The organism is Marinomonas sp. 63XJN7_9_ISO-PGPR-S23-217, assembly GCF_056173515.1.
Genome location: NZ_CM149678.1, coordinates 1,668,879 through 1,690,035, shown reverse-complemented (window position 1 = coordinate 1,690,035; position 21,157 = coordinate 1,668,879). Strand labels below are relative to the sequence as shown.

Annotated in this window: 28 protein-coding genes; 1 reads left to right on the top strand and 27 read right to left on the bottom strand. The window is 43.4% G+C overall.

Translation table 11 applies throughout. The features are described 5' to 3' along the window. The first annotated feature begins 28 nt into the window (after positions 1–28). On the top strand, positions 29–670 hold the full coding sequence (locus tag AC0VYI_RS07895) for an AAA family ATPase (RefSeq protein WP_475449804.1): 642 nt from the start codon (positions 29–31) through the stop codon (positions 668–670). 35 nt (positions 671–705) lie between these two features. Here AC0VYI_RS07895 and AC0VYI_RS07890 read toward each other — a convergent pair whose 3' ends face one another. From AC0VYI_RS07890 to AC0VYI_RS07760, 27 genes are all read right to left on the bottom strand, one after another. After that, a complete protein-coding gene (locus tag AC0VYI_RS07890) occupies positions 706–1,911 on the bottom strand; it encodes an ROK family protein (protein ID WP_199476197.1) in 1,206 nt (401 codons plus the stop codon). A 329-nt stretch (positions 1,912–2,240) separates the two neighbouring features. Continuing rightward, complete coding sequence (locus AC0VYI_RS07885) at positions 2,241–3,740, bottom strand: carbohydrate porin (RefSeq protein WP_475448490.1); 1,500 nt, start codon at positions 3,738–3,740, stop codon at positions 2,241–2,243. Between the two features lie 68 nt (positions 3,741–3,808). Then, positions 3,809–4,531 (bottom strand): IS21-like element ISVch3 family helper ATPase IstB, encoded by a 723-nt coding sequence (istB, locus tag AC0VYI_RS07880; protein ID WP_475443426.1) that lies wholly within the window; start codon positions 4,529–4,531, stop codon positions 3,809–3,811. A 10-nt stretch (positions 4,532–4,541) separates the two neighbouring features. Further along, complete coding sequence (istA, locus tag AC0VYI_RS07875; RefSeq protein ID WP_475443424.1) at positions 4,542–6,074, bottom strand: IS21 family transposase; 1,533 nt, start codon at positions 6,072–6,074, stop codon at positions 4,542–4,544. A gap of 411 nt (positions 6,075–6,485) precedes the next feature. Continuing rightward, positions 6,486–7,226: an IS21-like element helper ATPase IstB gene (gene istB / locus AC0VYI_RS07870; RefSeq protein ID WP_475443432.1), complete on the bottom strand. Its 741-nt coding sequence runs from the start codon at positions 7,224–7,226 to the stop codon at positions 6,486–6,488. Positions 7,227–7,235: 9 nt separating this feature from the next. Continuing rightward, positions 7,236–8,768 (bottom strand): IS21 family transposase, encoded by a 1,533-nt coding sequence (gene istA / locus AC0VYI_RS07865; RefSeq protein ID WP_475443430.1) that lies wholly within the window; start codon positions 8,766–8,768, stop codon positions 7,236–7,238. A gap of 638 nt (positions 8,769–9,406) precedes the next feature. Then, positions 9,407–9,901 carry a GNAT family N-acetyltransferase gene (locus tag AC0VYI_RS07860; RefSeq protein WP_475448488.1) on the bottom strand — a complete coding sequence of 165 codons (495 nt, stop codon included), beginning with the start codon at positions 9,899–9,901 and terminating at the stop codon, positions 9,407–9,409. A 205-nt stretch (positions 9,902–10,106) separates the two neighbouring features. Then, positions 10,107–10,559, bottom strand: a complete 453-nt coding sequence (locus tag AC0VYI_RS07855) for a hypothetical protein (RefSeq protein ID WP_475448486.1) — start codon at positions 10,557–10,559, stop codon at positions 10,107–10,109. After that, positions 10,559–11,263, bottom strand: coding sequence for a hypothetical protein (locus tag AC0VYI_RS07850; protein ID WP_475448485.1), 705 nt, complete (start codon positions 11,261–11,263; stop codon positions 10,559–10,561). The genes AC0VYI_RS07855 and AC0VYI_RS07850 overlap by 1 nt, the downstream gene beginning before the upstream one ends. 99 nt (positions 11,264–11,362) lie before the next feature. Continuing rightward, positions 11,363–11,530, bottom strand: a complete 168-nt coding sequence (locus AC0VYI_RS07845; RefSeq protein WP_475448483.1) for a GNAT family N-acetyltransferase — start codon at positions 11,528–11,530, stop codon at positions 11,363–11,365. A 247-nt stretch (positions 11,531–11,777) separates the two neighbouring features. Beyond that, on the bottom strand, positions 11,778–12,095 hold the full coding sequence (locus AC0VYI_RS07840) for a YciI family protein (RefSeq protein ID WP_475448481.1): 318 nt from the start codon (positions 12,093–12,095) through the stop codon (positions 11,778–11,780). 4 nt (positions 12,096–12,099) lie between these two features. Then, a complete protein-coding gene (locus tag AC0VYI_RS07835) occupies positions 12,100–12,597 on the bottom strand; it encodes an N-acetyltransferase family protein (protein ID WP_475448479.1) in 498 nt (165 codons plus the stop codon). Positions 12,598–12,656: 59 nt separating this feature from the next. After that, positions 12,657–13,244 carry an HD domain-containing protein gene (locus AC0VYI_RS07830; RefSeq protein ID WP_475448477.1) on the bottom strand — a complete coding sequence of 196 codons (588 nt, stop codon included), beginning with the start codon at positions 13,242–13,244 and terminating at the stop codon, positions 12,657–12,659. A 33-nt stretch (positions 13,245–13,277) separates the two neighbouring features. Beyond that, a complete protein-coding gene (locus AC0VYI_RS07825) occupies positions 13,278–13,745 on the bottom strand; it encodes an ASCH domain-containing protein (RefSeq protein ID WP_475448475.1) in 468 nt (155 codons plus the stop codon). Further along, the gene (locus tag AC0VYI_RS07820; RefSeq protein ID WP_475448473.1) at positions 13,745–14,143 is read right to left on the bottom strand and encodes a nuclear transport factor 2 family protein; all 399 of its coding nucleotides are present in this window, start codon (positions 14,141–14,143) and stop codon (positions 13,745–13,747) included. The genes AC0VYI_RS07825 and AC0VYI_RS07820 overlap by 1 nt, the downstream gene beginning before the upstream one ends. 18 nt (positions 14,144–14,161) lie before the next feature. Continuing rightward, positions 14,162–14,632: a protein-tyrosine phosphatase family protein gene (locus AC0VYI_RS07815; protein WP_475448471.1), complete on the bottom strand. Its 471-nt coding sequence runs from the start codon at positions 14,630–14,632 to the stop codon at positions 14,162–14,164. 88 nt (positions 14,633–14,720) lie between these two features. Beyond that, a complete protein-coding gene (locus AC0VYI_RS07810; RefSeq protein ID WP_475448469.1) occupies positions 14,721–15,269 on the bottom strand; it encodes a shikimate kinase in 549 nt (182 codons plus the stop codon). A 96-nt stretch (positions 15,270–15,365) separates the two neighbouring features. Then, entirely contained in the window at positions 15,366–15,515 is a 150-nt protein-coding gene (locus AC0VYI_RS07805) for a hypothetical protein (protein WP_475448467.1), read from the bottom strand. A 99-nt stretch (positions 15,516–15,614) separates the two neighbouring features. After that, on the bottom strand, positions 15,615–16,124 hold the full coding sequence (locus AC0VYI_RS07800; protein ID WP_475448465.1) for a GNAT family N-acetyltransferase: 510 nt from the start codon (positions 16,122–16,124) through the stop codon (positions 15,615–15,617). A 52-nt stretch (positions 16,125–16,176) separates the two neighbouring features. Further along, on the bottom strand, positions 16,177–16,701 hold the full coding sequence (locus AC0VYI_RS07795; RefSeq protein ID WP_475448463.1) for a GNAT family N-acetyltransferase: 525 nt from the start codon (positions 16,699–16,701) through the stop codon (positions 16,177–16,179). 147 nt (positions 16,702–16,848) lie between these two features. Continuing rightward, positions 16,849–17,304: a GNAT family N-acetyltransferase gene (locus tag AC0VYI_RS07790; RefSeq protein WP_475448461.1), complete on the bottom strand. Its 456-nt coding sequence runs from the start codon at positions 17,302–17,304 to the stop codon at positions 16,849–16,851. A 189-nt stretch (positions 17,305–17,493) separates the two neighbouring features. Next, positions 17,494–17,967 carry a GNAT family N-acetyltransferase gene (locus tag AC0VYI_RS07785; protein ID WP_475448459.1) on the bottom strand — a complete coding sequence of 158 codons (474 nt, stop codon included), beginning with the start codon at positions 17,965–17,967 and terminating at the stop codon, positions 17,494–17,496. Positions 17,968–18,052: 85 nt separating this feature from the next. Then, positions 18,053–18,628 carry a chloramphenicol phosphotransferase CPT family protein gene (locus AC0VYI_RS07780; protein WP_475448457.1) on the bottom strand — a complete coding sequence of 192 codons (576 nt, stop codon included), beginning with the start codon at positions 18,626–18,628 and terminating at the stop codon, positions 18,053–18,055. Between the two features lie 72 nt (positions 18,629–18,700). Beyond that, positions 18,701–19,120 (bottom strand): bleomycin resistance protein, encoded by a 420-nt coding sequence (locus tag AC0VYI_RS07775; protein ID WP_475448456.1) that lies wholly within the window; start codon positions 19,118–19,120, stop codon positions 18,701–18,703. Between the two features lie 79 nt (positions 19,121–19,199). Then, positions 19,200–19,568: a VOC family protein gene (locus tag AC0VYI_RS07770; RefSeq protein WP_475448455.1), complete on the bottom strand. Its 369-nt coding sequence runs from the start codon at positions 19,566–19,568 to the stop codon at positions 19,200–19,202. 127 nt (positions 19,569–19,695) lie between these two features. After that, on the bottom strand, positions 19,696–20,247 hold the full coding sequence (locus AC0VYI_RS07765) for a nucleotidyltransferase family protein (protein WP_475448453.1): 552 nt from the start codon (positions 20,245–20,247) through the stop codon (positions 19,696–19,698). A gap of 214 nt (positions 20,248–20,461) precedes the next feature. Continuing rightward, positions 20,462–21,157 carry an aspartate/glutamate racemase family protein gene (locus AC0VYI_RS07760; RefSeq protein WP_475448451.1) on the bottom strand — a complete coding sequence of 232 codons (696 nt, stop codon included), beginning with the start codon at positions 21,155–21,157 and terminating at the stop codon, positions 20,462–20,464.

Below are 21,157 nucleotides of genomic sequence, written 5' to 3'. Positions count from 1 at the left end.
GCCCTTTTGACCAAGGTTAAACTCGTTGATGGATACCTTAAAAGACAATGTAGAGAGCATTCTAAAGCTCATTTATCAAAAACATCAAAACCAACAGCGCATTTTGATAGGCATTGCTGGGCCTCCAGGTTCCGGAAAGTCAACGCTTGCAGAATCCGTTGTCTCAGCATTAAATAACCAATCGATAGACAGAAATACATCCGCTTTATTGCCCATGGATGGCTTTCATTATGACAATGAGATTCTGATTCAGCGTCATTTACTCCCTCGCAAAGGATCTCCTGAAACCTTTGATGTCAATGGCTTAAGCCATTTACTGACGAATGTGAAAAAAGCAGAAGGAGATATTCGCTACCCTATTTTTTTTAGAAAGCTGGATCGCTCTTTTATTGATGCTGGGCTACTTAAGAAAGAGGTTGATATCATCATTGTTGAAGGCAATTACCTGCTACTGGATGCGCCAGAATGGAGAGACATTGCACAGCTATTTGATATGACTGTATTTTTACGGTCTTCCTTAAGTATCTTAGAAGAAAGATTAAAATCAAGATGGCTTGGTCTTGGTTATTCTTTAGGAGATGCGCTAAAGAAAACCCATGATAATGACTTGATCAACGCAAAACTGGTGCTTAACGCCAGTCTCCCAGCAGACCTGACGCTCTATGAATAATCTTTAGTTGACCTGCGGCTTAATCACTTAAGAACTTAGTCATTTAAGAATGTGGTGGGGGACTCTCGTAGCAGAGTATTTTGATTAATCATAAACTCTGTTGAAATTTGATAACCCGCCGCTCCTAAAGCACGAGCAACATGAGCAAAATGCCCGGCATTGATAACCGGTCTCACAATACCTTGTAAATCCAGCTTATCCAATTGTGCTTCTATTTCCCGAATAAGCCTCTCCCGAATCGTCGCAGGAAAAGCGCCATCAATGACAACCGTTTCAAAATCAATCACAGCCAAGGTTGAAACAATAGCGTGGCCTAAGCTACGGCCAGCGCGTTTTAACCAAGCACTCACCGCTTCTTCCCCTTGTGACCAATCAAACGCTTCTAAATAAATATCTTGCGCTATGGGCAATGTTTGCTCTGTCATCATGTGTTCTAACGTCACAAGGGATGCGTGATCAACTAAGCGCTCACCACCACGCTCATCCGGTACACGTAACGGGCCAAATCCGCCGGCTCCGCCTCGTAATCCTGGGAAAACACTTCCATTTAAGACCACGCCACCACCAATAAAAGTGCCAACAAAAAAATACACAAGATCTTGAGCTTTTAAATCTGGACCAAAAAGAAGTTCTGCTCTGGAGGCCGCTGTCCCATCGTTTTCAATAGAAACAGGCCATTCCACAATCTCTTTGATCGACTCTTTTAGATCAAAATCACGCCAAGTTTCCATTTCTTGTAATGGCGCATCAAAGTCCGATGCCCAATTCCATAACTCAAAGGGACAGGCAATATTAAACGCACTAATATCCTCATGCAGTAGCTGCGCCTCTGATAAAAGTGTCGATAAGTTCTCTTCGATAAATCTAAGAGTATTACTCGGCGTAGGATAGCGATGGTAGCTCACTATTCTGGCTTTAATGTCACCAATAAAATTGATAAGAACAAGATCAAAAGAACGCCGCCCCACTTTAAAACCAATATAATGCCGGACGTCTGGATTTAAACGAATCTCTGTCGATGGCTGGCCTCGTTTGCCTCGAATAAGATTACCTTTTAATAAAAACCCTTCTTTTTCCAATGCCCGAAAAATCATCGAAATGGCATTCGCTGACAGCCCTGTCATTCTGGTGGCTTCTGCCTTCGTCAAGGTTTTATGCACTCGCATCAAGTGCAGTATTAAGCGCGAGTTAATCCCTTTTACCGTCGTTAAATTCGACCCTTTTAGTGGTTGTGAGTGCATGAAAATCTCTTAAAAAATAAAGGCATATAACGCGTTACCAGAAAAATCTATCCTAACACAGGAGACTTCCTCTGTAGCAAGCACCATCATACACAAATTTGAGACCATGATCTGCTCAAACGAACCTCAACAACATGCTCCACTCCTCGGCCTATACCTCTAAAAGAAAACGTTAAGAGAGACATGCAAATGCAATAAATGGGACAAAAAAAGCCCCTACTTTTCAGTAAGAGCTTTTTCATTGTCATCATCATTATAAGTTTTGTGTTGCTTTTTAACCGTGCTTCCGTACACCGACATTCGCTTATGTGTCCATTTTCCTATTAGAACTAGAACCAAGTTTCCATTTGTAGGGCGAATAACGTTCTACCACCTGAACCCATAGGTTTAGCGGTATTATCTAAACTGATGGTGTAGTTATCTAACTCTTTACTCCAGTTCACATAACTCACCGCGAAGCGCAATTCTGGGCGAGCAAAAAAGCCACCAGCCGTAGACATTTTCAGCGTTGGAGCAATGGTAGCTTTATAGAAGTTACCATTGGCACTGCTTGTGCCGTTATTGAGATCCATGTATTGGTAAGAACCTTCGTACACCATTTCAAAGTTATCAGTAAAGGCTTCAGACAAACGCACATTTAACGAAGCCCATTTGAATTCATCACCAGTTTTAATACGGTCTTTACTGTATTCTGCCATGAAGGCTGGAGCCACTTTCCAAGTATCGTTTAAGTTAGCCACACCAAACGTGAAGAAACGCACCGCTTTGGCTTTGTCATTCAAATCGCCGTCTGCGCCGATTCGTTTTAGCTCAGCACCCAGACCCTTACCAAGTAAAATACCTGTTTTCGAAAAGCCCTTAGATACACCATAAAAACTTCCGCCATGATAAGCGAACAAGGTATGTATACCACTGTTTGCACGTACCGTTGGCGAACTCACTGTTGAAGCACGTTGGTCGTTACCAGGCGAGGTCATACCACTGACCATGAATTGCCATGGACCAATGTGGTTATTCATGGTGGCAATATAGTTTTTAATATTGTTACTAGAGGCATCGGTGCCAAAATCACGGCCATAAATGGAGAAATTTGACTTCCAGTTATCACCTAACTGCACATCATAAATACCCGCACCCGTACCGGATAAGAAAACGATATCTGAGTCAAAGAAGTGGATATCAAAGTTGTCTCGGTCGAAGCGCTTACCTGCCCATACTGTGGCATTTTTGAATGCGCCCGTAAAAGAGCTGATATCAGATAACTCCGTATAGATTTGACGAACGTTGAGTTGGCTCTCACTTGAAGTCCAATCATTGCTGCTTCGGTTACCATCCGCAATCATGATTTTATAAAGTGATTTAGTGCCGTTGTCGGCAACACTTTTGTGGATTAAATCCGTTTCCACATAGTTGTCGTCTTCTAGCCCTAAACGGCCCACTGGCGCACCAAGGGCACCTGCCGCCGTCATATATGGGCCAGTTCCAATCACCTTGCCATCACCGGTAGCAGCACCATAACCGTGATTGTTCATCAACAACCCAGCACGTGCATAGGCATGGAATTCAAAAGAAGAGGCATCATCTGATGCTTTAGTAGCCGCCACCTTTGCTTGAGACGCTTTGTCTGACGCTTGCTCTGCCGTTTTTTCTGTCTTATTCAGGCGAGCCTGAAGCTCATTAATCTGTGTCTGCAAAGACTGAAGGCTTGTACTCGTACTTGCATTGGTATCAGCCGCCCATGCTGAAGACATTGGAAATTGCGCTGCTAGCATTGCGATTAGTAGAGTCTTTTTTGTTGTTTGCGTATTTCGGTGATTGCGAACGCTCATTTCGGTTTATTCCGAACACCTGAACCTACTTTTTTTCTCTTTCCTTATTTTTACTCTAACTGTTCGGATTACGCCAGTTTTCTCATTGACTCACCTCCTAATTCTATTCGATGACTATTGTGTACCAATCGATCCATTAGGGCGTCTGCTACAGTGGCGTTGTCGATCATGCTGTACCACTCTTTTACAGGAAGTTGACTGATGACGATGGTGCTGCTGTTTTGGTAACGATCCTCAAGCACTTCCAGCAGATGACCTGAGTGCTCTTGAGTCAGTTTTTCCATCCCCCAGTCGTCGAGGATCAGTAAGGTTTTTTTAGCCAGAGACTGAAGCTGTTTTTGATAGCTGCCATCGAGACGACCTGCACTTAGGTCATCAAGCAAGCGAGTTAATCGATAGTACCTAACGGTGTGTTGTTGATCGCAGGCACTGGTTGCCAGTGCACAGCCTAGATAGGTTTTGCCTGCGCCCGTTGGGCCTGTTATCAAGATGTTCTGATGTTTGTGTAGGTAGCTGCCAGTGAGTAATTCGCTCATTTGTTTTCGGTTAAGGTTTCGCCTTTCTTTATAGATAAGTTGACTCGGTTGTGCGTCCATTCTTAGCTTGGCTTGTCGTTTTAAGCGTTGGATTTTGGTCTGGTTACGATTCAATATCTCACTTTCTAGAAGCAGACTTAACCGTTCCTCGAAGTTCAGTTCTGCGTAGGTGGTCAGTTGCTCTTGTTGCTGCTCTAGTGCTTTCGCTGCATGGCTCAAGCGGAGGGTTTTTAGTTTCTCGTCGAGTGCGTTCATTTATCTTCTCCTAGTGATAACAGTTCGGGCCACGGACATTGCTATGAACAAGGTTAGGTGTGCTCGTTTTGCCTTTATCCAGTTGTCCTTCGCGGTTGTTTTTAAGCAAGTTACTGATGAAGGTGTAGTTAGGTTTTGTTAGCATCAAGGCATCGTTACAGGCTTGCTCTAAACGCGACTCTCCATGCACTTTACTCAGATTGAGCAACCCCAGACTGGAACGATAGGATTGCTCTGGATGAGGCTTGGAGTGGAGCATTTTGTTAATGACTTCTCGGGTCGCTGGTCCTATGTTCGCTCCCCAGTTGAGCAAGCGCCCAGGTGACCACTTTTGATATTGATGATGACTTGGCATGTGCTCGGGTTGTGTGCTGTTTCCGCGCTCCCTTTGACTGCGTGGGTGCTGAGCCACCAAGTTACCTTGGTGGTAGATCTGCACTAGACGATTAGAGGCTTCCAGTTCAACATGATGGCCGACCAGTTGATGGGGAACGGAGTAATAATGGCGGCGATATTCGATGTGATAGTCCGGCCCAACTTTGGCGCGTTTGGTTTCGGTATACAGATAACGCTGTTTGGGCAATGGTTTTAACGCTGGCTTATCGAGTTTGTTGAACAATGCTTGGCGACTCGCACCGTACTGTTTCATCTCTCGCTGATTTAGCTCATTCATAAGTTCGCGGATGGCTAGGTTCAGTTCTTTGAAGGTATGGAAGGTTTGGTGACGCAATCGCATCATGATCCAACGTTCCACTAGGAGCACGGCATTTTCAGCCTTGGCTTTGTCTTTTGGTTTGTAAGGGCGAGCTGGCATCACCGCGGTTTGATAATGATTCGCCAGTTTTTGATAGCTGTCATTAAGCCTTGGCTCATAGCGGTTCGCTTTGGTGACCGCGCTGCGCAGATTATCGGGGACTAAAAGTTGGGGAACACCGCCGAAGTGTTCGAACGCATTGGCATGGGCTTCTAGCCAATAGGATTTACCTTGGCTTGGGAAGGCTTCAACATAAGTGTAATTGGACGCACCTAAGGTCGCCACGAACACTTCCGCTTCTCGCACTTCGCCTGTGTCAGGGTTGACCACCTGAAGCCTAGGTCCACAATAGTCAATAAACAGCTTATCCCCCGCCACATGAAGCTGACGCATGCTGCGCTTTTGGGTTTTGAACCAGCGAATGAAGTACTCGCAGAACTGAGTGTAAGCGTAAGCTTGCTCTTGATATTGTTCATGATATTCCTGCCAGAGCAGCATCTTCGTCATGCCTTTACGCCTGAGTTCGACAGCGTACTGAACGAAGTCCGGCATGACTTTATGACGACTGGCTTTCTTTGAGTGATAAAGCGCTTGATTGAGATCGGTATCGCTACAGTCTTCTGGGAGGGGCCAACCTATCTGACTTTGCTTAAAGCGCGCGATAAGTTCTGAGACAGTTGCAAGGCTGACATTGAGGCAACTAGCGATATGACGATAGGACAGACCGCAGTCGTATTTGAGTCGTAATATCTCTTTGATTTTTTTCATTGGAGTTCTCTTTTTAGCCATGGTCGCTTCCTTACCTTCTGATTTGAGAGATAAAGAATAGCGAGTGATTGATTTAAAAGAGAAAAAATTAGGATTTCGGACATTCCGAACGGGCTTTTCGCTATTCCGAACGCTGATTTCGGAGTTCGCCTAAAAGTGTTCGGATAATCGCGGAATGTGCGTTCGGATTAAACCGAAATAGGTGTTCGGTTCATTCCGAAATGGCTGTTCGGAATGCTCCGAAATATGCAGTTGTTATCATTTTTTTCTCCATCACATATCAAAATATGACAATTCATCAGGGTAAACATCATCATAAAAGTGCACAGGAGAAATGCGTTCACTGCTTTGATTGCATATTCCGCTGATTCCGGACACCGGTACCGTTTTAATCCGGACACCTTTTTCTCTTCATTTTCTCAGTCTCTAGTTTTACTCCATGTGTCCGGATTGCGCCAGTTTTCTCATCGATTCTCCTCCTAGTTCTATGCGGTGACTGTTGTGGATTAAACGGTCCAGTAAAGCGTCCGCAACCGTGGCATTGCCTATCATGTTGTACCACTCTTTCACTGGCAGTTGACTGATCATGATCGTGCTGCTGGTTTGGTAACGATCTTCTAAAAGCTCTAATAAATGGCCTGCATGATCGGCACTGAGTTTTTCCATCCCCCAGTCATCGAGTATCAGCAGCTGCTTTTTGGCGAGGGCGGCAAGTTGTTTTTGATAGGTGCCGTCTAAGCGGCCAAGGCTGAGGTCATCCAGCAGTCGACTCAGGCGCAGATAGCGAACGCTATAAAGTTGCTCGCACGCCTGTGAGGCAAGGGCGCAGGCAACATAGGTTTTGCCCGCGCCCGTTGGGCCTGTGATGAGGATATTTTGATGCTTTTGCAGGTAACCTCCTGTCAACAGTTCTCCTAGTTGGATGCGCTTTAGTCCACGCCCTTCTTTGTAGAGTAGTTGGCTGGCGCTGGCTTCTACGCGCAGTTTTGCTTGTCGTTTGAGCCGTTCGATTTTGCCATGATTTCTGCCTAGCAGCTCACTGTCAAGGAGCAGTGTGAGACGTTGCTCGAAGTCCAGTTCTCCATAGGTGGTTAACTGTTCTCGTTGTTGTTCTAACGCGGTAACGGCATGACTCAGTCGCAGCATTTTGAGTTGTTCAGTCAGGTGATTCATGTTGTTCTCCTAGTGGTAGCAGTGTGGCCCGCGAACATTGCTGTGCGGGGTGTCGGGTGTCGAGTCAGAAGGAAGAGACAGTGTGCCTTCCCGATGATGATCGAGCAGATTTCGGATAAAGCGCAGAGAAGGTTTGTTGACCAGTAAGGCATCCTGACAGGCTTGCTCTAGGCGGACATCCCCATGTTTGCGCGCGAGACTCAGTATGCCAAGACAGCGACGAGTGGCTTGGGCTGGATGGGCTTTGGACAGGATCTGTTGTTTGATGACGTTTTCGGTGGCGACACCAATCTGCTTGCTCCATCCGATTAAGCGTTCTGGTGACCATTTTTGATGTTGATGATGGCTCGGCATATGTTCCATGTGGGTGCTCAGACCATAGTCTTTTCGGCTGATTGGGTGAGACGAGACGGGCTGACCTTGATGGAAGATTTGTATGATCTGCGACGTCGCTTCCAGCGTCACATATTGACCCACAAGCTGATGCGGTACCGAGTAATAATGCTTTGCGTACTCAATGTGGTAATCCGGTCCCACTTTGGCGCGTTTATGTTCTGTGTAGACATACTTCTGCATCGGTAACGGTTTCAACGCGGGTTTATCGAGGGTGTCAAAAAGGGCTTGGCGACTCACGCCAATCTTTTGCATCGGCCGTTGGTTCAGAGCGTTCATCAGCTCTCGAACCGCATTATTCAGCTCTCTTAGGGTATGGAAGGTGCGATGACGAAGGCGCATCATGATCCAGCGTTCGACAATCAGAACCGCATTTTCGGCCTTGGCTTTGTCTTTGGGTTTATAGGGACGAGCCGGCATAATGGCGGTTTGATAGTGATGCGCTAACTGACGATAACTGTCGTTGAGTTTCGGCTCATAACGATCTGTTTTTGTCACGGCAGCTTTTAAGTTGTCTGGCACCAATAAAGCGGGAACGCCACCGAAGTGTTCAAACGCATTGGCGTGACACTGTAGCCAATGCTCCAGCTTTTGACTTTCGCTGGCTTCAACGTAGGTGTAGTTAGACGCTCCCAGTGTGGCGACAAACACTTGTGAGTGGCGAACGTCGCCCGTTTCCGGATTGACGATCGGGATAGTCGGTCCGCAATAATCAATGAATAACTTGTCACCTGCGGTATGGAGTTGACGCATACTGCGTTTTTGTGTGGCGAGCCAACGACGGAAGTACTCGCAGAACTGGCTGTAGCCATAAGTGCGCTCTTGGTGCTCGGCAACATATTCTTCCCACAACAATTGCTTCGTCGCCCCTTTGCGCTTGAGTTCGATAAAAAAGTACGCAAAGTCCGGCATCACTTTCAGGCGATTAGCCGGTTTTTCTTGATACAGCGCTTTAGACAGATCGGTATCGGAAACGTCACTGGCAAGGGGCCAATAATAGTCACTTTGTTTGAAACGAGTCAGGACATCGGACACGGTAGAGCGGCCGACATTCAAACAAGAAGCAATCTGCCGCGTGGATAAATGGCACTCATGTTTGAGACGCAAAATCTCTTTAATATTGGTCATTGAGGTTCTCTTTCTGGTCATGATCACTTCCTGGCAACGTATTAGGTGTAACCAAGTGTAGTGAGCGATTGATTTAAAAGAGAAAACGAAGGGATTCCGGTGAATCCGGACAGGGTTTACGCTAATCCGGACAGGGATTCCGGGGAAAGCCAAAAAGTGTCCGGTTTAGAGCGTAATAGGTGTCCGGATAAAAACGGAATGGGTGTCCGAGTTATATCGGAATGGGTGTCCGGATTGCTCCGGTATATGCATTTGATTTGAGCATTAATCACAGTCAACGCAATCCAATAAAAACAACATAACCTTAAGAGTGAGGTGGGTTTTATGTTGTTTTTATTCCCCCAAACATGCATGACGGAGAAGATACTCTAAAGGTTGACACTACGACCATAGTGTTTCCTTATTTATTGCGAATTAAGTTGAAATTAAGCCTACAACCTGAACTTTAAGATACTTTTAAGTACATTTCACATCATTTTAAGATCATATTAAGATGAAATAGACTATTTTCAGACTTCCTTAATTAGCCAAAATTCAAGCAACAGATAAGAGAAGGTCAAAAGAATGGAGGAAAAATATCAAAGAAAAACAGGTCTAGGGAGGCTTCCCTAGACCGGGAGACATGTCATGGGGTATGAATGGCGCTGGCCCATCTTTTGTTATATATGCCCAACAACGCGAGCCATATGGTAGACGTTAACAAAACTACCATTTCTAAACGCATACGCCTTGGACTCACCTTCAATTTCAAAGCCGAACTTTTTGTACAAAGTGATTGCTCGTTCGTTATCCACATAGACGGTTAATTCGATTCGTTTTAAATTGAGCCAGTTGTCCGCTAAATCAATAGCCGTCTTCAGTAAAGCACTGCCCACACCCAAGCCTTGGGCATCGTCTTTTACCTCCATACCGAATGTACCGACGTGACGACGTCTTGGGCTAGTGCCTAACTCAAAGCCCAACTCCCCCACGATATCCTCATCCACTAATGCCACATATCGATAAACATTATCTGGCGTGTTCTGGAAACGTTTTTCCCATGTATCCAAGGAGGGAAGCGGTAGTTGTAATGTACTGGTATAGGCATTTTGACACTCATAAATTCTTTTTACCGCTTTCGCGTCTGACGGCTCTGCTCGCCTTACTTCAATCATCTAGTTCCTCTTTTCCTAAAAATGCATAATGCCTGCTATAAACAGCCGAATGAAACTGCACTAAAGCCCGCTCCCCATAGAATATATGGGGAGCGGAATATTTAGAGCCAATAATGAACGCCTCTTATCTGTACTGTACCAATTATGTTCATGCGCTCGACTGACAAAAACGAGCGTAAATTTATGTGTCTAGCACAGTAATTTGTTAGGACTTACTTAGACTTAACCAGCTTTTATGAAAACAAGACATTTTTCTTTTAACTGGATATTTTTTGCTAAAAAATGAAAATTTAGGGTTTGAATGTACCTTTAAAACCCATTGTTCATCATTATCAAAAAAAGAAAAATTAATATTCCCTGAGTCAGAAAGAGAAATATTTCTGACCATTCCTTCCGCATATGTTGCAGACAGCTCTAGTGAATCCATGAGTTGTAAACTGGCGCTAAAATAGTAAATATATAACGCCTCTTCAAAAGGGTTTCCCTCTGTCACTAGAATGAGAAAATTTTCTCCTATTTGATACTGTGCCTCCAACACCTTTCCTGAAATCTTGGTTTGCTTTTTTAGTTTGTTGTTTTCTAGCACGACTCTTGGTGTTTTATTAGCTTCTTCTATCGTATCTATTACATGAAATTCATTTATTTCCTTTGTAGGCATCAGAAAAACCACCCAAAAGTGAAATCAGCACCAAGCGCACCTAAAGCACCACCCACAAACACCCCAATAGTGACACAAACTGGCGCACCAGGCCCACAAGCTAGTCCAGCAAACGCACCACCAGCAGCGCCTCCAGCAAAGCCTCCACCTATTATCACTCCCTCTCTCGCCGTTGCCGCTACCTTATCTTCTGCAATAGCAATGTTGTAAACAGCAACGCCAATAGTAACAACCAAGAATCCTCGACCCAGCTTACTATATTTAATGGCAGTCGCATTCATAGAAGGTCTTGCTCTACCGGAACTTTCTATAATCTCTAGATATACCTTATTTTGGTTTTCGACAGATAAATTTGAAAAAGACTTCCCAAACATGCTCTTTGCATATTTATCCGTTAATTCTGATAGTGTGAGCCCCGTCTTCTTTAATTTTACTGCTATTGCCTTGCCAACATCACTTGTTCGTATGCGCTGCGCTTCAAGAATTTGATTTCGTATGACTTGAACTTGCTTGGCTGCTTCTTCCGCAGTTATTGCACCAGAGTTCACCTTTGCACGGTATTCTTGAGCCAATTTTTTAGTTTGGTTGATATAACTCATCCTGACCTTGCCATCATTTATAAATCTTTGAGCAAAATTCAGTGCGGTAGACTCCATTAGAGATAAGGAGCCTTCCAATAAACTTCTATCATAGACTTGACTCATTCCATCGATCCTCTTGTAGTCCCAGCTTTCAAATTTAGGAGCAGGTGAATACCTGCCCACTAGAATTATATTGAGAATATTTGCTTGAGACAAACTACATCAAGTCCATCCTATACATCGATGTATTGCTTCGAGAGTTAAAGCGTATCTGATAAGTCTGTTTGCTTGCATGAGCACCACTTTATAGCAACCAAATTGCCGTGCGAAATCTGTCGCATACTGAAGGATAGCTTTGCCTTTTCCTTGACCCCGATGAACCTTGGACACTATCACGCATACGTGCGGCCAGACCAACTAAGGTTAGCGCAAATGTTCACTGTGCAAATACCGACTATATTTTCGCAAGCAAAAGCTCCGACGACACAGCCACCGCTTTGCTTTATAGCATTGTAGACAGTCTGAATATCCTCATCCGTGAATCTTAGAGAAAGAGCTCGATCATTCTCATCAATTAAATATAACTCCCCCTCTATTTCTTCCACCCTCAACCTGTCGACTTTCCATGGTGGGCTCCCTAACGCCGCTTTTCTTCTGTCTGAGGATGATTCATCAGCCAATTATTACCTGAGTTGGCTTCGATCAGTTCTTTAACCGCCACGGTTTTGTAATACCCATGCTGTACGAAAGGATCTTGTTGAATAAGCAGATTCGCCTCTTCTAGGGTATCCGCAATCAGTATTTGAATGGCGGAGTCATCATCCTTAAAAGGGCCACATAAGTGGAGCTTGCCTGATTCATCAAGCCGCTGTAAATGTGCAACATGCTCACCTAATAACGCTTCGCTAAAAAGGTTTTTATTTTTTCCTGAAAGCAACGCGACAAACTTGCTCATTATTTTATTCTCCTATCGTCACATTTAGCGACTTATGCATAATGTAACAATCCACATACCCAAGTTTGCCATGCCGATAGGCCAACGGGATGGTACCGATGATGTTGAAGCCAAGCTTTTTCCATAACGCCACAGCGACGTCGTTGGTAGAAACCACAGAGTTAAACTGCATTGCCTCAAACCCCAATTCCATTGCGATACGTTGGGAATGCTCGCAAAGCTGGCGAGCAATGCCTTTTCCTCGCGCCTTTGAGTCAACCATGTAACCACAGTTACAAATATGATCGCTTGGTCCCATGCCATTAGGCTTGATGTAATAGGAGCCTAAAATTTGCTCACTCTCAACGAACACAAAGGTTTTCAATGGCAGTTCACACCATAGTCTATAGGCCTCTTCTAGGGTCATATTTGGGTCAAAAGCATACGTTTCTTGAGCCTGAATGACCGATTTAAAACATGGCCAGAATGACTCAAAATCCAACCTCGTCATTTCTCTGATCATCCTGTTTTCTCCCAGCAATCTAATCTTGCCACAAACCTCTAAAAGGCTTTGGCTATCATTTATAACGCTTTATTAAGAATGCCTTGCTCGAAGGCTTCTTCCAATTGCTTTCTAATAACGTGCCATAGCTCAGTACTGCCCAGCCCAATCCGAGAGTTAAGGCCCAATATTTTTTCTTGAGATATATCATGAGTTCGCCAACTATGGCCATTTCCATGCAGGTTATGAAGCAATGGTGGGACACGATCTATTGCTTTGGCATAACGAGCATCGGGTGTTTCGCCTGCTTCAAATTCGTTCCAAAGCGCCAAAAACTCAGCACTCATTCCTTCAGGTAACATAGCAAACAACCTAGCCATCCCTGCGGCCTCTGCTGATTTTAGCGCCTCTGTTTCACTCGAATAAATGATCGTGTCTCCCGCATCAATTTCACCAATATCATGAATCAATAGCATCTTAATAACACGATCAATATTAATCGCCTCATTCGCATAGTCTTTAAGCATAAGAGCTGACATACACACATGCCAACTATGCTCAGCCGAGTTTTCAAAACGCTCCAAGCCAACGGGCATCGTCTTTCGCAGTACATTTTTTAGTTTTTCGATTTCAATAATAAAATTAAGAACTTTTTCGATGTCTTCCATTCAACTCTCCAAACGTTTGAGGCTTATCTTTTGTTAGTGGTAAACGACCTTAAAGCGTTCTAAAACCAGCAGCATATCGTCCTTTGGTTCGATACCTAACGCTTCGCACTCTAGCGAGAAAAACGCCCAATGGGCCTCTCGCCACCATGCCAATGTTTTGTCACCTTCCCCTTCCGATGCGGCAAATTCTGGCGTCACTTCGTTGTACTGACACTTAGAAACGGATGTGATTTCTATGATGCACACAGGATCGCCTTGCCAGTTCGTCACAACCTGAAGATGACCCACTACTGGCATTGGTTCTCCCTTGTGGCTATACCAATAATCCATGCTACAGGATGCTTGTTTCTCACCACGCAAGATTAAATTCGCACAGATATTGGCATTGTGCTCATCTGAACAAAAGTAATCAGCGCTAAACGATGTATATTTTGCAGCCACGTCACTGGGTAAAGTACTAAGATATTGCTTTAAAAATGCTTGATGCCTTTCTTCCATCATTATTTCAACTCCATACTCTCTAATTCGGTAATCTCAAAAGGCGCAACTTTAGTACCTTGATGAAATATCATTTTCCAACCATCATCAAACTTTTGCCAGAAACTACTGCGTAATGAATAAGTGCCTTCATCTTCATCACTGCTTTTTATAAATGCACGAAAGACTAGCTGGCAAACATCATCGCTAAATTGATTGAACTCGAAGTCTTGAACAAGAGCACTCCACGTCTGCTCGGTAGGTAAACGTTGCAAAATATGATCTAAACCAAAGTAAGCACCTGATGCGCCAATTTCTTTAAACTCAGGGGCAAGTCGCTTGATAAGCTCTTCTTTCGAGTGCCTAACTTCAAACGTCAGTAATGATTTTTCGAGCTCGATTATTTGCGTTTCCAGTTTCATATACACCTTCCATTCTTGTTATGCATTTTTCAGCGCAGTCAGAACCGCGACCGAAAATTCATCCCACTTAGGGGCAGTAAAAGCGATGTCACGTACGCTTTTGATCGCTGCAATCGCTTGATTAACCTCATAGCCTTTCGATTGCATTAGGTAAGCCGCTAGCGCTAAACCGGTTCGATCTTTACCAGATCGACAATGAACCAGCACAATGCCACGCTTTTTGTTTTGATCTATAAAATAGACAATTCGAGGTAACGCCTCTAAACAAAGCTCGACATCACCTTCTTTAGCAGGTGCATTACTTGAAAGTGGTATATGTCTATAAGACATACCTAATGCTGTTAACCTTGAAACATGCACCATCTCACCATCGTTCACCGAAAGAATGGCAACGATGTTATTTCGCTTAAGCTCTTCTAGGTCCCACATCTGTTTGTCGGGACCACACCTGCCAGCGACAGACTCTTCTATGAAAAATAAATGTTCCATGAATTCTCTTCCTTCGCTCGCCCCATAACAACAACATCAAAGTGCAAACAGCTTGTTAAATAGGGCCGTTAGTTATTTCTCCAAGAATTTATGAAGTGCCTTGTGGTATGCGCAGCCCATCTACAAACTGCTTAGCCTTTTTGGGGCTTCTAATACGAACGAATTTGATATGACCATACTTAGGATCATTGATCATTTCTGCGTAGCGAATACGATTCTTTTTGTACGTTTTCAGTGTCCACAAAATAATAGAATCCTTACTGAAGAACACCTTACTAAACGTTTCGACATTTCCGGTTTTGTCCCACAATTCTTGTTTGGACACCGAGCGAAGAAGCGCCCGCTTTACGGCTTGATAAAGCGTTCGAGTAAACGAATAGTCAACCCATAGGACAGTATCAACATTTGCCCATTTGATCGGAGCGGTTCTATGGTAGTTACCGTCTAACACCCATGTTTCTTGAAGAAGTTGATGTTCAAGCTTGGCAAAGAATTCTTCATCGGTAGATTCCTGCCAGTCTGGCTTCCAGAACATAGCGTCCATTTCAAGATATGGGTAACCTAATTTCGTTGCTAACGTACGACCTACGGTGGATTTGCCACTCCCACTGGTACCCACAATGTTAATTCGCTTCATAACTCCTAACCTTAAAATTTGAATGATTGAATAATACAAAACTTAGCTACGAGTGCATTCGTTAACGTGGAATCAGGCAAAAAACTATACTATTTTTCATTTACTAATATTCATCAACGAGCCAATTGATAACGCATCCACATCAGCTTGTGCATCTGCGTATAACGCAAGCCCATCATCACAACACTTTGCCGCGTAAACTTCAAAAGCTGCTAGATGGCTAAGATTCGCTTTGATAACCTTCATACTTATCCTGTACACCTAATGATAACAACACTTTAGAGACGTCCTGAAAAGCAGTGTCTCTGTCCACAGACGAATCTAAGCATTCCACACGACAATCGGTTATATCTTGCTCGCTTCAATACTGTAGTTTTTTAAGCCTGGGTGATTATACAAATCCACGTTGTCTTCTACTGTCATACCAAGCTTTTTGATGATAGCGATTGATGCCAAGTTTTCAGGCATTGATACACCGTAAACTTTCGTGTGCTCTGTATTGTTGAATACCCAACTAAGCAATTCCTTTGCCGCTTCAGTGATATAACCCTTTCCTTCAAAGCGCTTGGAAATACCATAGCGAATATCAACAAACTCTGGATTGGGAGCGAATTCAGCCCCTACAAAACCCAACTTAACGTTTGGATCTTCTTTTAAACACACAATAAAGGTTCCAAAACCATTGAGAGCCCAATGCTTGATTCGATTAGCGAGGTATTCTTGTTGTTTTTCAATGGGGTAAGGTGCTTCATTGGGAAGAAATTTTGTTTGTTCTGGGCTAGAAAGGATCTCACTGATAATATCAAAGTCCTCTGTATCTGGTTTTCTAAGCAGCAGTCGAGACGTTTCAATCAAAGTATAACTCCTATACAAAATATTTTTGTCTAAGGTGTTACTCTTAAACACTTTATTTACGGCGTGCTTGCCACTCAGAACGCAATACACCATATTTGACCGAATCATAATACTTGCCTTTATAGTAGCGAACCTTACGCAGTCGACCTTCTTGCTGAAAACCGAGTTTCTGAGCCAACGACATCATGCGAGGATTACCAGACCATGTCGTCATCCCCACTCGCTCAATGTCTTTCGTTTGAAATAGATAAGAAATCCATAACGAAATAGCTATCGCGGCAATGCCCTTTCCCCAATAAGTAGAGTCATAAATGACAATACCCGCTTCAAGCCAACGCGTTTCCTCACATTCCCAGTAGCAGTTCACCGTTCCAACAGGAAGATCATTCACGGTGATTAACTGTAGATCTAAGCCGCTCAACAACCGTTGAAAGGAGGTTTTTTCAAACTGCTCTAGGGATGGATGTGTATAGGGGAAATAAGGACCATTAAACTTTGTCCACTTATCATTAGAAGTAATGAGTGAGTGAATATTCTCTAACTCACTCGGCTTCGCAGGTCGAATACTAACTGACATTTTTTCCAATGATCCCTTATTATTTTTAGCAAACTAATACTGGGTTAGATTGTGAATAAGGCTAAACCTAAACCGCTGTTCTATATACCCTAAGACAGATTCAAACCAAAAATCCCAAGCGCTGGATGCAACTATTGAATGCTTTAATTAGCAGTACTTTTTCAAATAGCGCCATTTGGTTCGAACCTTTTCAGACATTGTAAGTTGAAACTCATAACCAAGGCCATTTTCTCTGGTCACAACAAAGCCCAGACGGCGATGAAAATTAACGGATAATTCATTGTTTCTAAGTACGTTGCTCACCAGCACATCCACCTTGTTCGACTTAACAAAGCTTGCTAGCTGCGAAAATAGTGACGTAAAGACAACCTTATTTCTGTGTTCCGGATGCACAACAAACATAGACACAAACCAGGTTGAAGGCTCAAGATTCCTTAACATGAAGTAACCCTGAAGCTGTTGCCCTTTTCGAGTTTCAAATAACAGACCATCTGTTGCTGCTTTGGTAAGGGATTCTAAGTAAGCCGACTTATCTAGCGGCTTACCGGCGTCTTCGGATATCTTGTTTAAGGTAAGCATATCCAACTGGAAATATTCGTTCATATAACTCCATACCATTAACACCACGCTAAACGGCAAACGTTAGCCAGTCGAACAAAGGCAGCATTGTTTCGAATAAACAGTTCGCCACAAGACGCTTGATATTGTTCGGCACTGTAAAATCTCATATTTCCTCTGAAGGCATAACTCTCGAAATAATTGACTCAGCGAAGCGGCATCCAGCTCATCGCCTTATTGAGTAAGAAGTTGGTAATGCCAGAAGCCAAAACCCAAGTCATACTCTGGTGCCGTTATCGATACTCTTAGGAACCCATTCTTCTCGTAGAACCTATGGTTACGTTTCGCATAGTCTGGCGTTTCTAAATCCCAGATCTCTACTTCTGGATATAGGCTTCTTATCTCTCGAAGCATCCAACTTCCAATTCCCTTGTGCATAAAACTCGGAGACACCTGCATGCCATGAATAATCGCATGAGTGCCATCTAAGTCGATTATAATTGAGCCACAAAGCTGCTCTTCTAGGCAGCAAATGTAATAAAGCTTCTCTTCCATCCACTTTTTGTGAACTGCGGTATTATCATGACCTGGCGGCCCACCTGACTTCACCGAAAGTGGCTTGAAGCGCTCGTCGTCGATGAACGCCGCCTTGGCGAGTTCCGTGGCTGCATCAATGTCATCCGATTGGATGCGCTTAAGTATCAACATGTGTATTCAACTCCCAATGCCCAATTCAATAATGAGCAACACATAAACCAAACCACTGCAACCCCTGAATACTAAGCATGGTGAATCAGCTTGGGTTATTTGCGATGTGCATTGCTATCGTTCGAGCACATTCATGCGCAGAATTCGCTGTTGTTGAAACGTTAAGATCATACTTTACACCTTCATGAACTCTTTCTGCTTGTTCTTGAGCTGAGCCTTGAATTCGATCGTTACGGTGCTTCTCACGCTCAACGAGTACATCAAGGCGGCATTCGACACCAACATAGAGAGTGTTTGTCTCTCCCAACACGTCGTTCCATACATTTTGCTCTAACTTACCATTCATAATGTCGTCAACTATCACCTTAAAACCCGAATCAGCTAGGTTCTTTACAGTAGAATGGTAGGCATTGTTTATTCTTCTACCATATCCCCCACTCTGGATTCTTTGCACGTTAGATCCATTAACGCTCTCTGTTCTAAAATAGAAGCCATCTGAAACTTTATCTGCAATAGTAAGTTGATTCGCCTTCTGAGGCATCATAGCGATAAAAGTATCGATTCCAATATGAAGATAGTTTTCAAGCAGCATACCTTGCAGCTCTCTCGCGATGGAACTCTTTCCAGAACTACTCGCACCATTCAGAATAATTACATCCACGTCTCGATTTTCCTCCAAGCACATCACACCCCAAATAATCGGCAATCAAACAGAGCGTAGTTGATTGGTTTGTTATGCATTGACCTGTCGCTCGCCCAAATACTGAGAAAACCTGAGCAAATATCCGCTAGGATCTTGCACAAGAAACTCCTTGAATCCACTAAATGCATTACCCGTTTTATACCAAGATTCTTTTATATCGCGATGCAGTTTAAAATTCGCCTTGCTAAGTTTCTCAACCAAAATGTCAGCATTTGCACACTCGATCTGAAAATTAAGACCTGCTCCAAGTGGATAATTTAACTTACCTATATTCCAACCGTCCGAGTGATATTCCTCGATCATCAAATGAGCGTCATCGAGTTTAAGATAAGCAAAGTTAGGATTCGATCGTCGGTTTTCCACTTCAAAGCCCAAGACCTCGGTATAGAAATAGAACGATGCGTCAAAATCTAAAACGGTTAATTCTGGCACAAGTTTAGGCCATTCCATCAAGAGCTCCTTTGGTACAGTGCAAAGCAAAACGGCAAAAGATAAATTCAGCACCATAAGAGTGAACGATGGCAACTTGTTATGGGGTTGACCGATACTCCCTACTGGATATAGAAATCGGATTTTTATCAGGATCTTTTGCATTAGCAAATTCATAACCATTCGCTTGATGTGTACTACCAAAAACCAACCCACGTTCGGCACTTTTAGCCTTAAACTCTTCGACGTTTCTAACGCTAAAAACGAGTTTTACAGTCGCTTGGCCCAGCTTTACGCTCTTGCCTGCTTGATGAATAAGCATGGTCGTGCCATTGGGCTCTGACGTCAGCTCTATCAAGCCTTCTATGATTTCACCAGATGTTTTGAAACCAAAATGCTCCTTATAAAAAGCTGCCGTTCGGCTCATGTCTTTTGCGTAAATTATAATGGTATTCAGAAATGCGTTCATATAACCCCTGCGTATAAATCCGCGTTAAGGGATGAGCAACATACCACCCCAGCTAACTCATTGTGCCGTAAACACTAAAGTCGATTCAAACTAAAAATACCCAACGTTGAGAATTCGTTCTAAATGACTACCAAGCCTCAATGACAAGGTCGGGCCACCTTTCTTTAAAACTAAGATTCATGGCATCGTAATTTGCCTTACTCATCGCTAATTTATTGGGTCTAATTCTCATATCAGCTTGGTCTTCTAGTCCAAACGGCGCGAACACATCAATGTCGTTCCCGATAAGACGAATACCCACCGCAAAACAAGGAATCCACATGCGGATGCCATCTTCGGCTTCTCTTAGCGGTTCAATGTCATTGCCGAATTTGCTTCCATACCATTTATGAACATTGGCTTGATTCTTGACATCTACAGGTACGGAGAATGACTTCCTCTTTTCAATGTCTTTTTCAATGTCCGACTCGGAAACGCTTTGCGCAGCATCAAAATAAACAACATCAAAATCTTTAACTTTGTAGAGTGGTGGATGACCCAGTTTTCGGTTCCACAAACACTGAGTTACCGACCCTCCAGCTAAGTAATGATTAGGAAGGTTAAGATCTCTTAAAATTCCCAGCAGTTCCATAATGTCAGGAACCTGTTTTAACGTTTCAATCAGGTAAGTTTTATTCATAACCATTAACGCCTTACTAAAGTCTGAAGCACTCAAGCATGCAATTCACACAGAGACCAGCGCATACTAAAAACGACATGCTGAACCACGCTTAAAGCAATTTGTTCTATCCGTGCTTCAGATATCAAAGAAACCGACTTATATACGAAGTCCAGCCTTGAACTGAAAATGCCAAGTGTTATCAATCACTCTTAAATACCTTGTTAGAGCAATGCTAATTGAGTGCCCTTTCCACTATTTCACGACAATGAATCTCTGTTGTTGAAAATAACGGAACCCCTTTGTGTTCCGAATCAGTCAGCAAAGATGGAATTTCAGTACAGCCCAAGATCACGCCTTGCACACCTTTATCAATCAAACCTTCAATGACCGACAAGAAGCCATGCTTTGTTTCAACACTGAACTCATTTAATACCAGCTCTGATAGTATTTTTTGATGAATGTATTCTCTTGAAGCTAGCTCAGGTACAACGGACTCAATACCAGCCACCTGAAGTATTCTTTTATAGAAGTCAGTCTCCATTGTTTTTTGTACACCAATGAGACCAACGCAGTCTAAGCCCATATTTTGGATCACTTTCGCTGTAGCATCTCTGATATCGACGATTTCAATATCATAGGTAGCCTTTATAGCAGGTATAAAACGATGTAATCCATTTGCACACAAAGCGACTAGTTCAGCACCACCCGAGACAAGTACACCAACAGCATCAACTATCATTTGCTCACACAGTTTTTCAGTTGGATCTTTACCTTGGTTTTCAAGAAACAACCCCTCATCTAGGCTTTCAAGAAGGACATGGGCACTACTATAGGCTCCAAGCTTTTGGCGTGTGATAACATTTATGAGTTTGTAATATTCGAGCGTTGATACCCAACCTAACCCTCCAACTAGTCCTACTTTTTTCAC

Bases quoted from the DNA above. Each gene is read 5' to 3' on its own strand.
- AC0VYI_RS07810 (WP_475448469.1), bottom strand. From the start codon at position 15,269: ATGAAGCGAATTAACATTGTGGGTACCAGTGGGAGTGGCAAATCCACC.
- AC0VYI_RS07805 (WP_475448467.1), bottom strand. From the start codon at position 15,515: ATGAAGGTTATCAAAGCGAATCTTAGCCATCTAGCAGCTTTTGAAGTT.
- AC0VYI_RS07885 (WP_475448490.1), bottom strand. From the start codon at position 3,740: ATGAGCGTTCGCAATCACCGAAATACGCAAACAACAAAAAAGACTCTA.
- AC0VYI_RS07860 (WP_475448488.1), bottom strand. From the start codon at position 9,901: ATGATTGAAGTAAGGCGAGCAGAGCCGTCAGACGCGAAAGCGGTAAAA.
- AC0VYI_RS07840 (WP_475448481.1), bottom strand. From the start codon at position 12,095: ATGAGCAAGTTTGTCGCGTTGCTTTCAGGAAAAAATAAAAACCTTTTT.
- AC0VYI_RS07815 (WP_475448471.1), bottom strand. From the start codon at position 14,632: ATGGAACATTTATTTTTCATAGAAGAGTCTGTCGCTGGCAGGTGTGGT.
- istB (WP_475443426.1), bottom strand. From the start codon at position 4,531: ATGAACGCACTCGACGAGAAACTAAAAACCCTCCGCTTGAGCCATGCA.
- AC0VYI_RS07795 (WP_475448463.1), bottom strand. From the start codon at position 16,701: ATGTCAGTTAGTATTCGACCTGCGAAGCCGAGTGAGTTAGAGAATATT.
- AC0VYI_RS07775 (WP_475448456.1), bottom strand. From the start codon at position 19,120: ATGGAATGGCCTAAACTTGTGCCAGAATTAACCGTTTTAGATTTTGAC.
- istB (WP_475443432.1), bottom strand. From the start codon at position 7,226: ATGAATCACCTGACTGAACAACTCAAAATGCTGCGACTGAGTCATGCC.
- AC0VYI_RS07785 (WP_475448459.1), bottom strand. From the start codon at position 17,967: ATGTTGATACTTAAGCGCATCCAATCGGATGACATTGATGCAGCCACG.
- AC0VYI_RS07765 (WP_475448453.1), bottom strand. From the start codon at position 20,247: ATGAATAAAACTTACCTGATTGAAACGTTAAAACAGGTTCCTGACATT.
- AC0VYI_RS07890 (WP_199476197.1), bottom strand. From the start codon at position 1,911: ATGCACTCACAACCACTAAAAGGGTCGAATTTAACGACGGTAAAAGGG.
- AC0VYI_RS07825 (WP_475448475.1), bottom strand. From the start codon at position 13,745: ATGATGGAAGAAAGGCATCAAGCATTTTTAAAGCAATATCTTAGTACT.
- AC0VYI_RS07835 (WP_475448479.1), bottom strand. From the start codon at position 12,597: ATGATCAGAGAAATGACGAGGTTGGATTTTGAGTCATTCTGGCCATGT.
- AC0VYI_RS07820 (WP_475448473.1), bottom strand. From the start codon at position 14,143: ATGAAACTGGAAACGCAAATAATCGAGCTCGAAAAATCATTACTGACG.
- AC0VYI_RS07895 (WP_475449804.1), top strand. From the start codon at position 29: ATGGATACCTTAAAAGACAATGTAGAGAGCATTCTAAAGCTCATTTAT.
- AC0VYI_RS07790 (WP_475448461.1), bottom strand. From the start codon at position 17,304: ATGAACGAATATTTCCAGTTGGATATGCTTACCTTAAACAAGATATCC.
- istA (WP_475443430.1), bottom strand. From the start codon at position 8,768: ATGACCAGAAAGAGAACCTCAATGACCAATATTAAAGAGATTTTGCGT.
- AC0VYI_RS07770 (WP_475448455.1), bottom strand. From the start codon at position 19,568: ATGAACGCATTTCTGAATACCATTATAATTTACGCAAAAGACATGAGC.
- AC0VYI_RS07855 (WP_475448486.1), bottom strand. From the start codon at position 10,559: ATGCCTACAAAGGAAATAAATGAATTTCATGTAATAGATACGATAGAA.
- AC0VYI_RS07830 (WP_475448477.1), bottom strand. From the start codon at position 13,244: ATGGAAGACATCGAAAAAGTTCTTAATTTTATTATTGAAATCGAAAAA.
- istA (WP_475443424.1), bottom strand. From the start codon at position 6,074: ATGGCTAAAAAGAGAACTCCAATGAAAAAAATCAAAGAGATATTACGA.
- AC0VYI_RS07850 (WP_475448485.1), bottom strand. From the start codon at position 11,263: ATGAGTCAAGTCTATGATAGAAGTTTATTGGAAGGCTCCTTATCTCTA.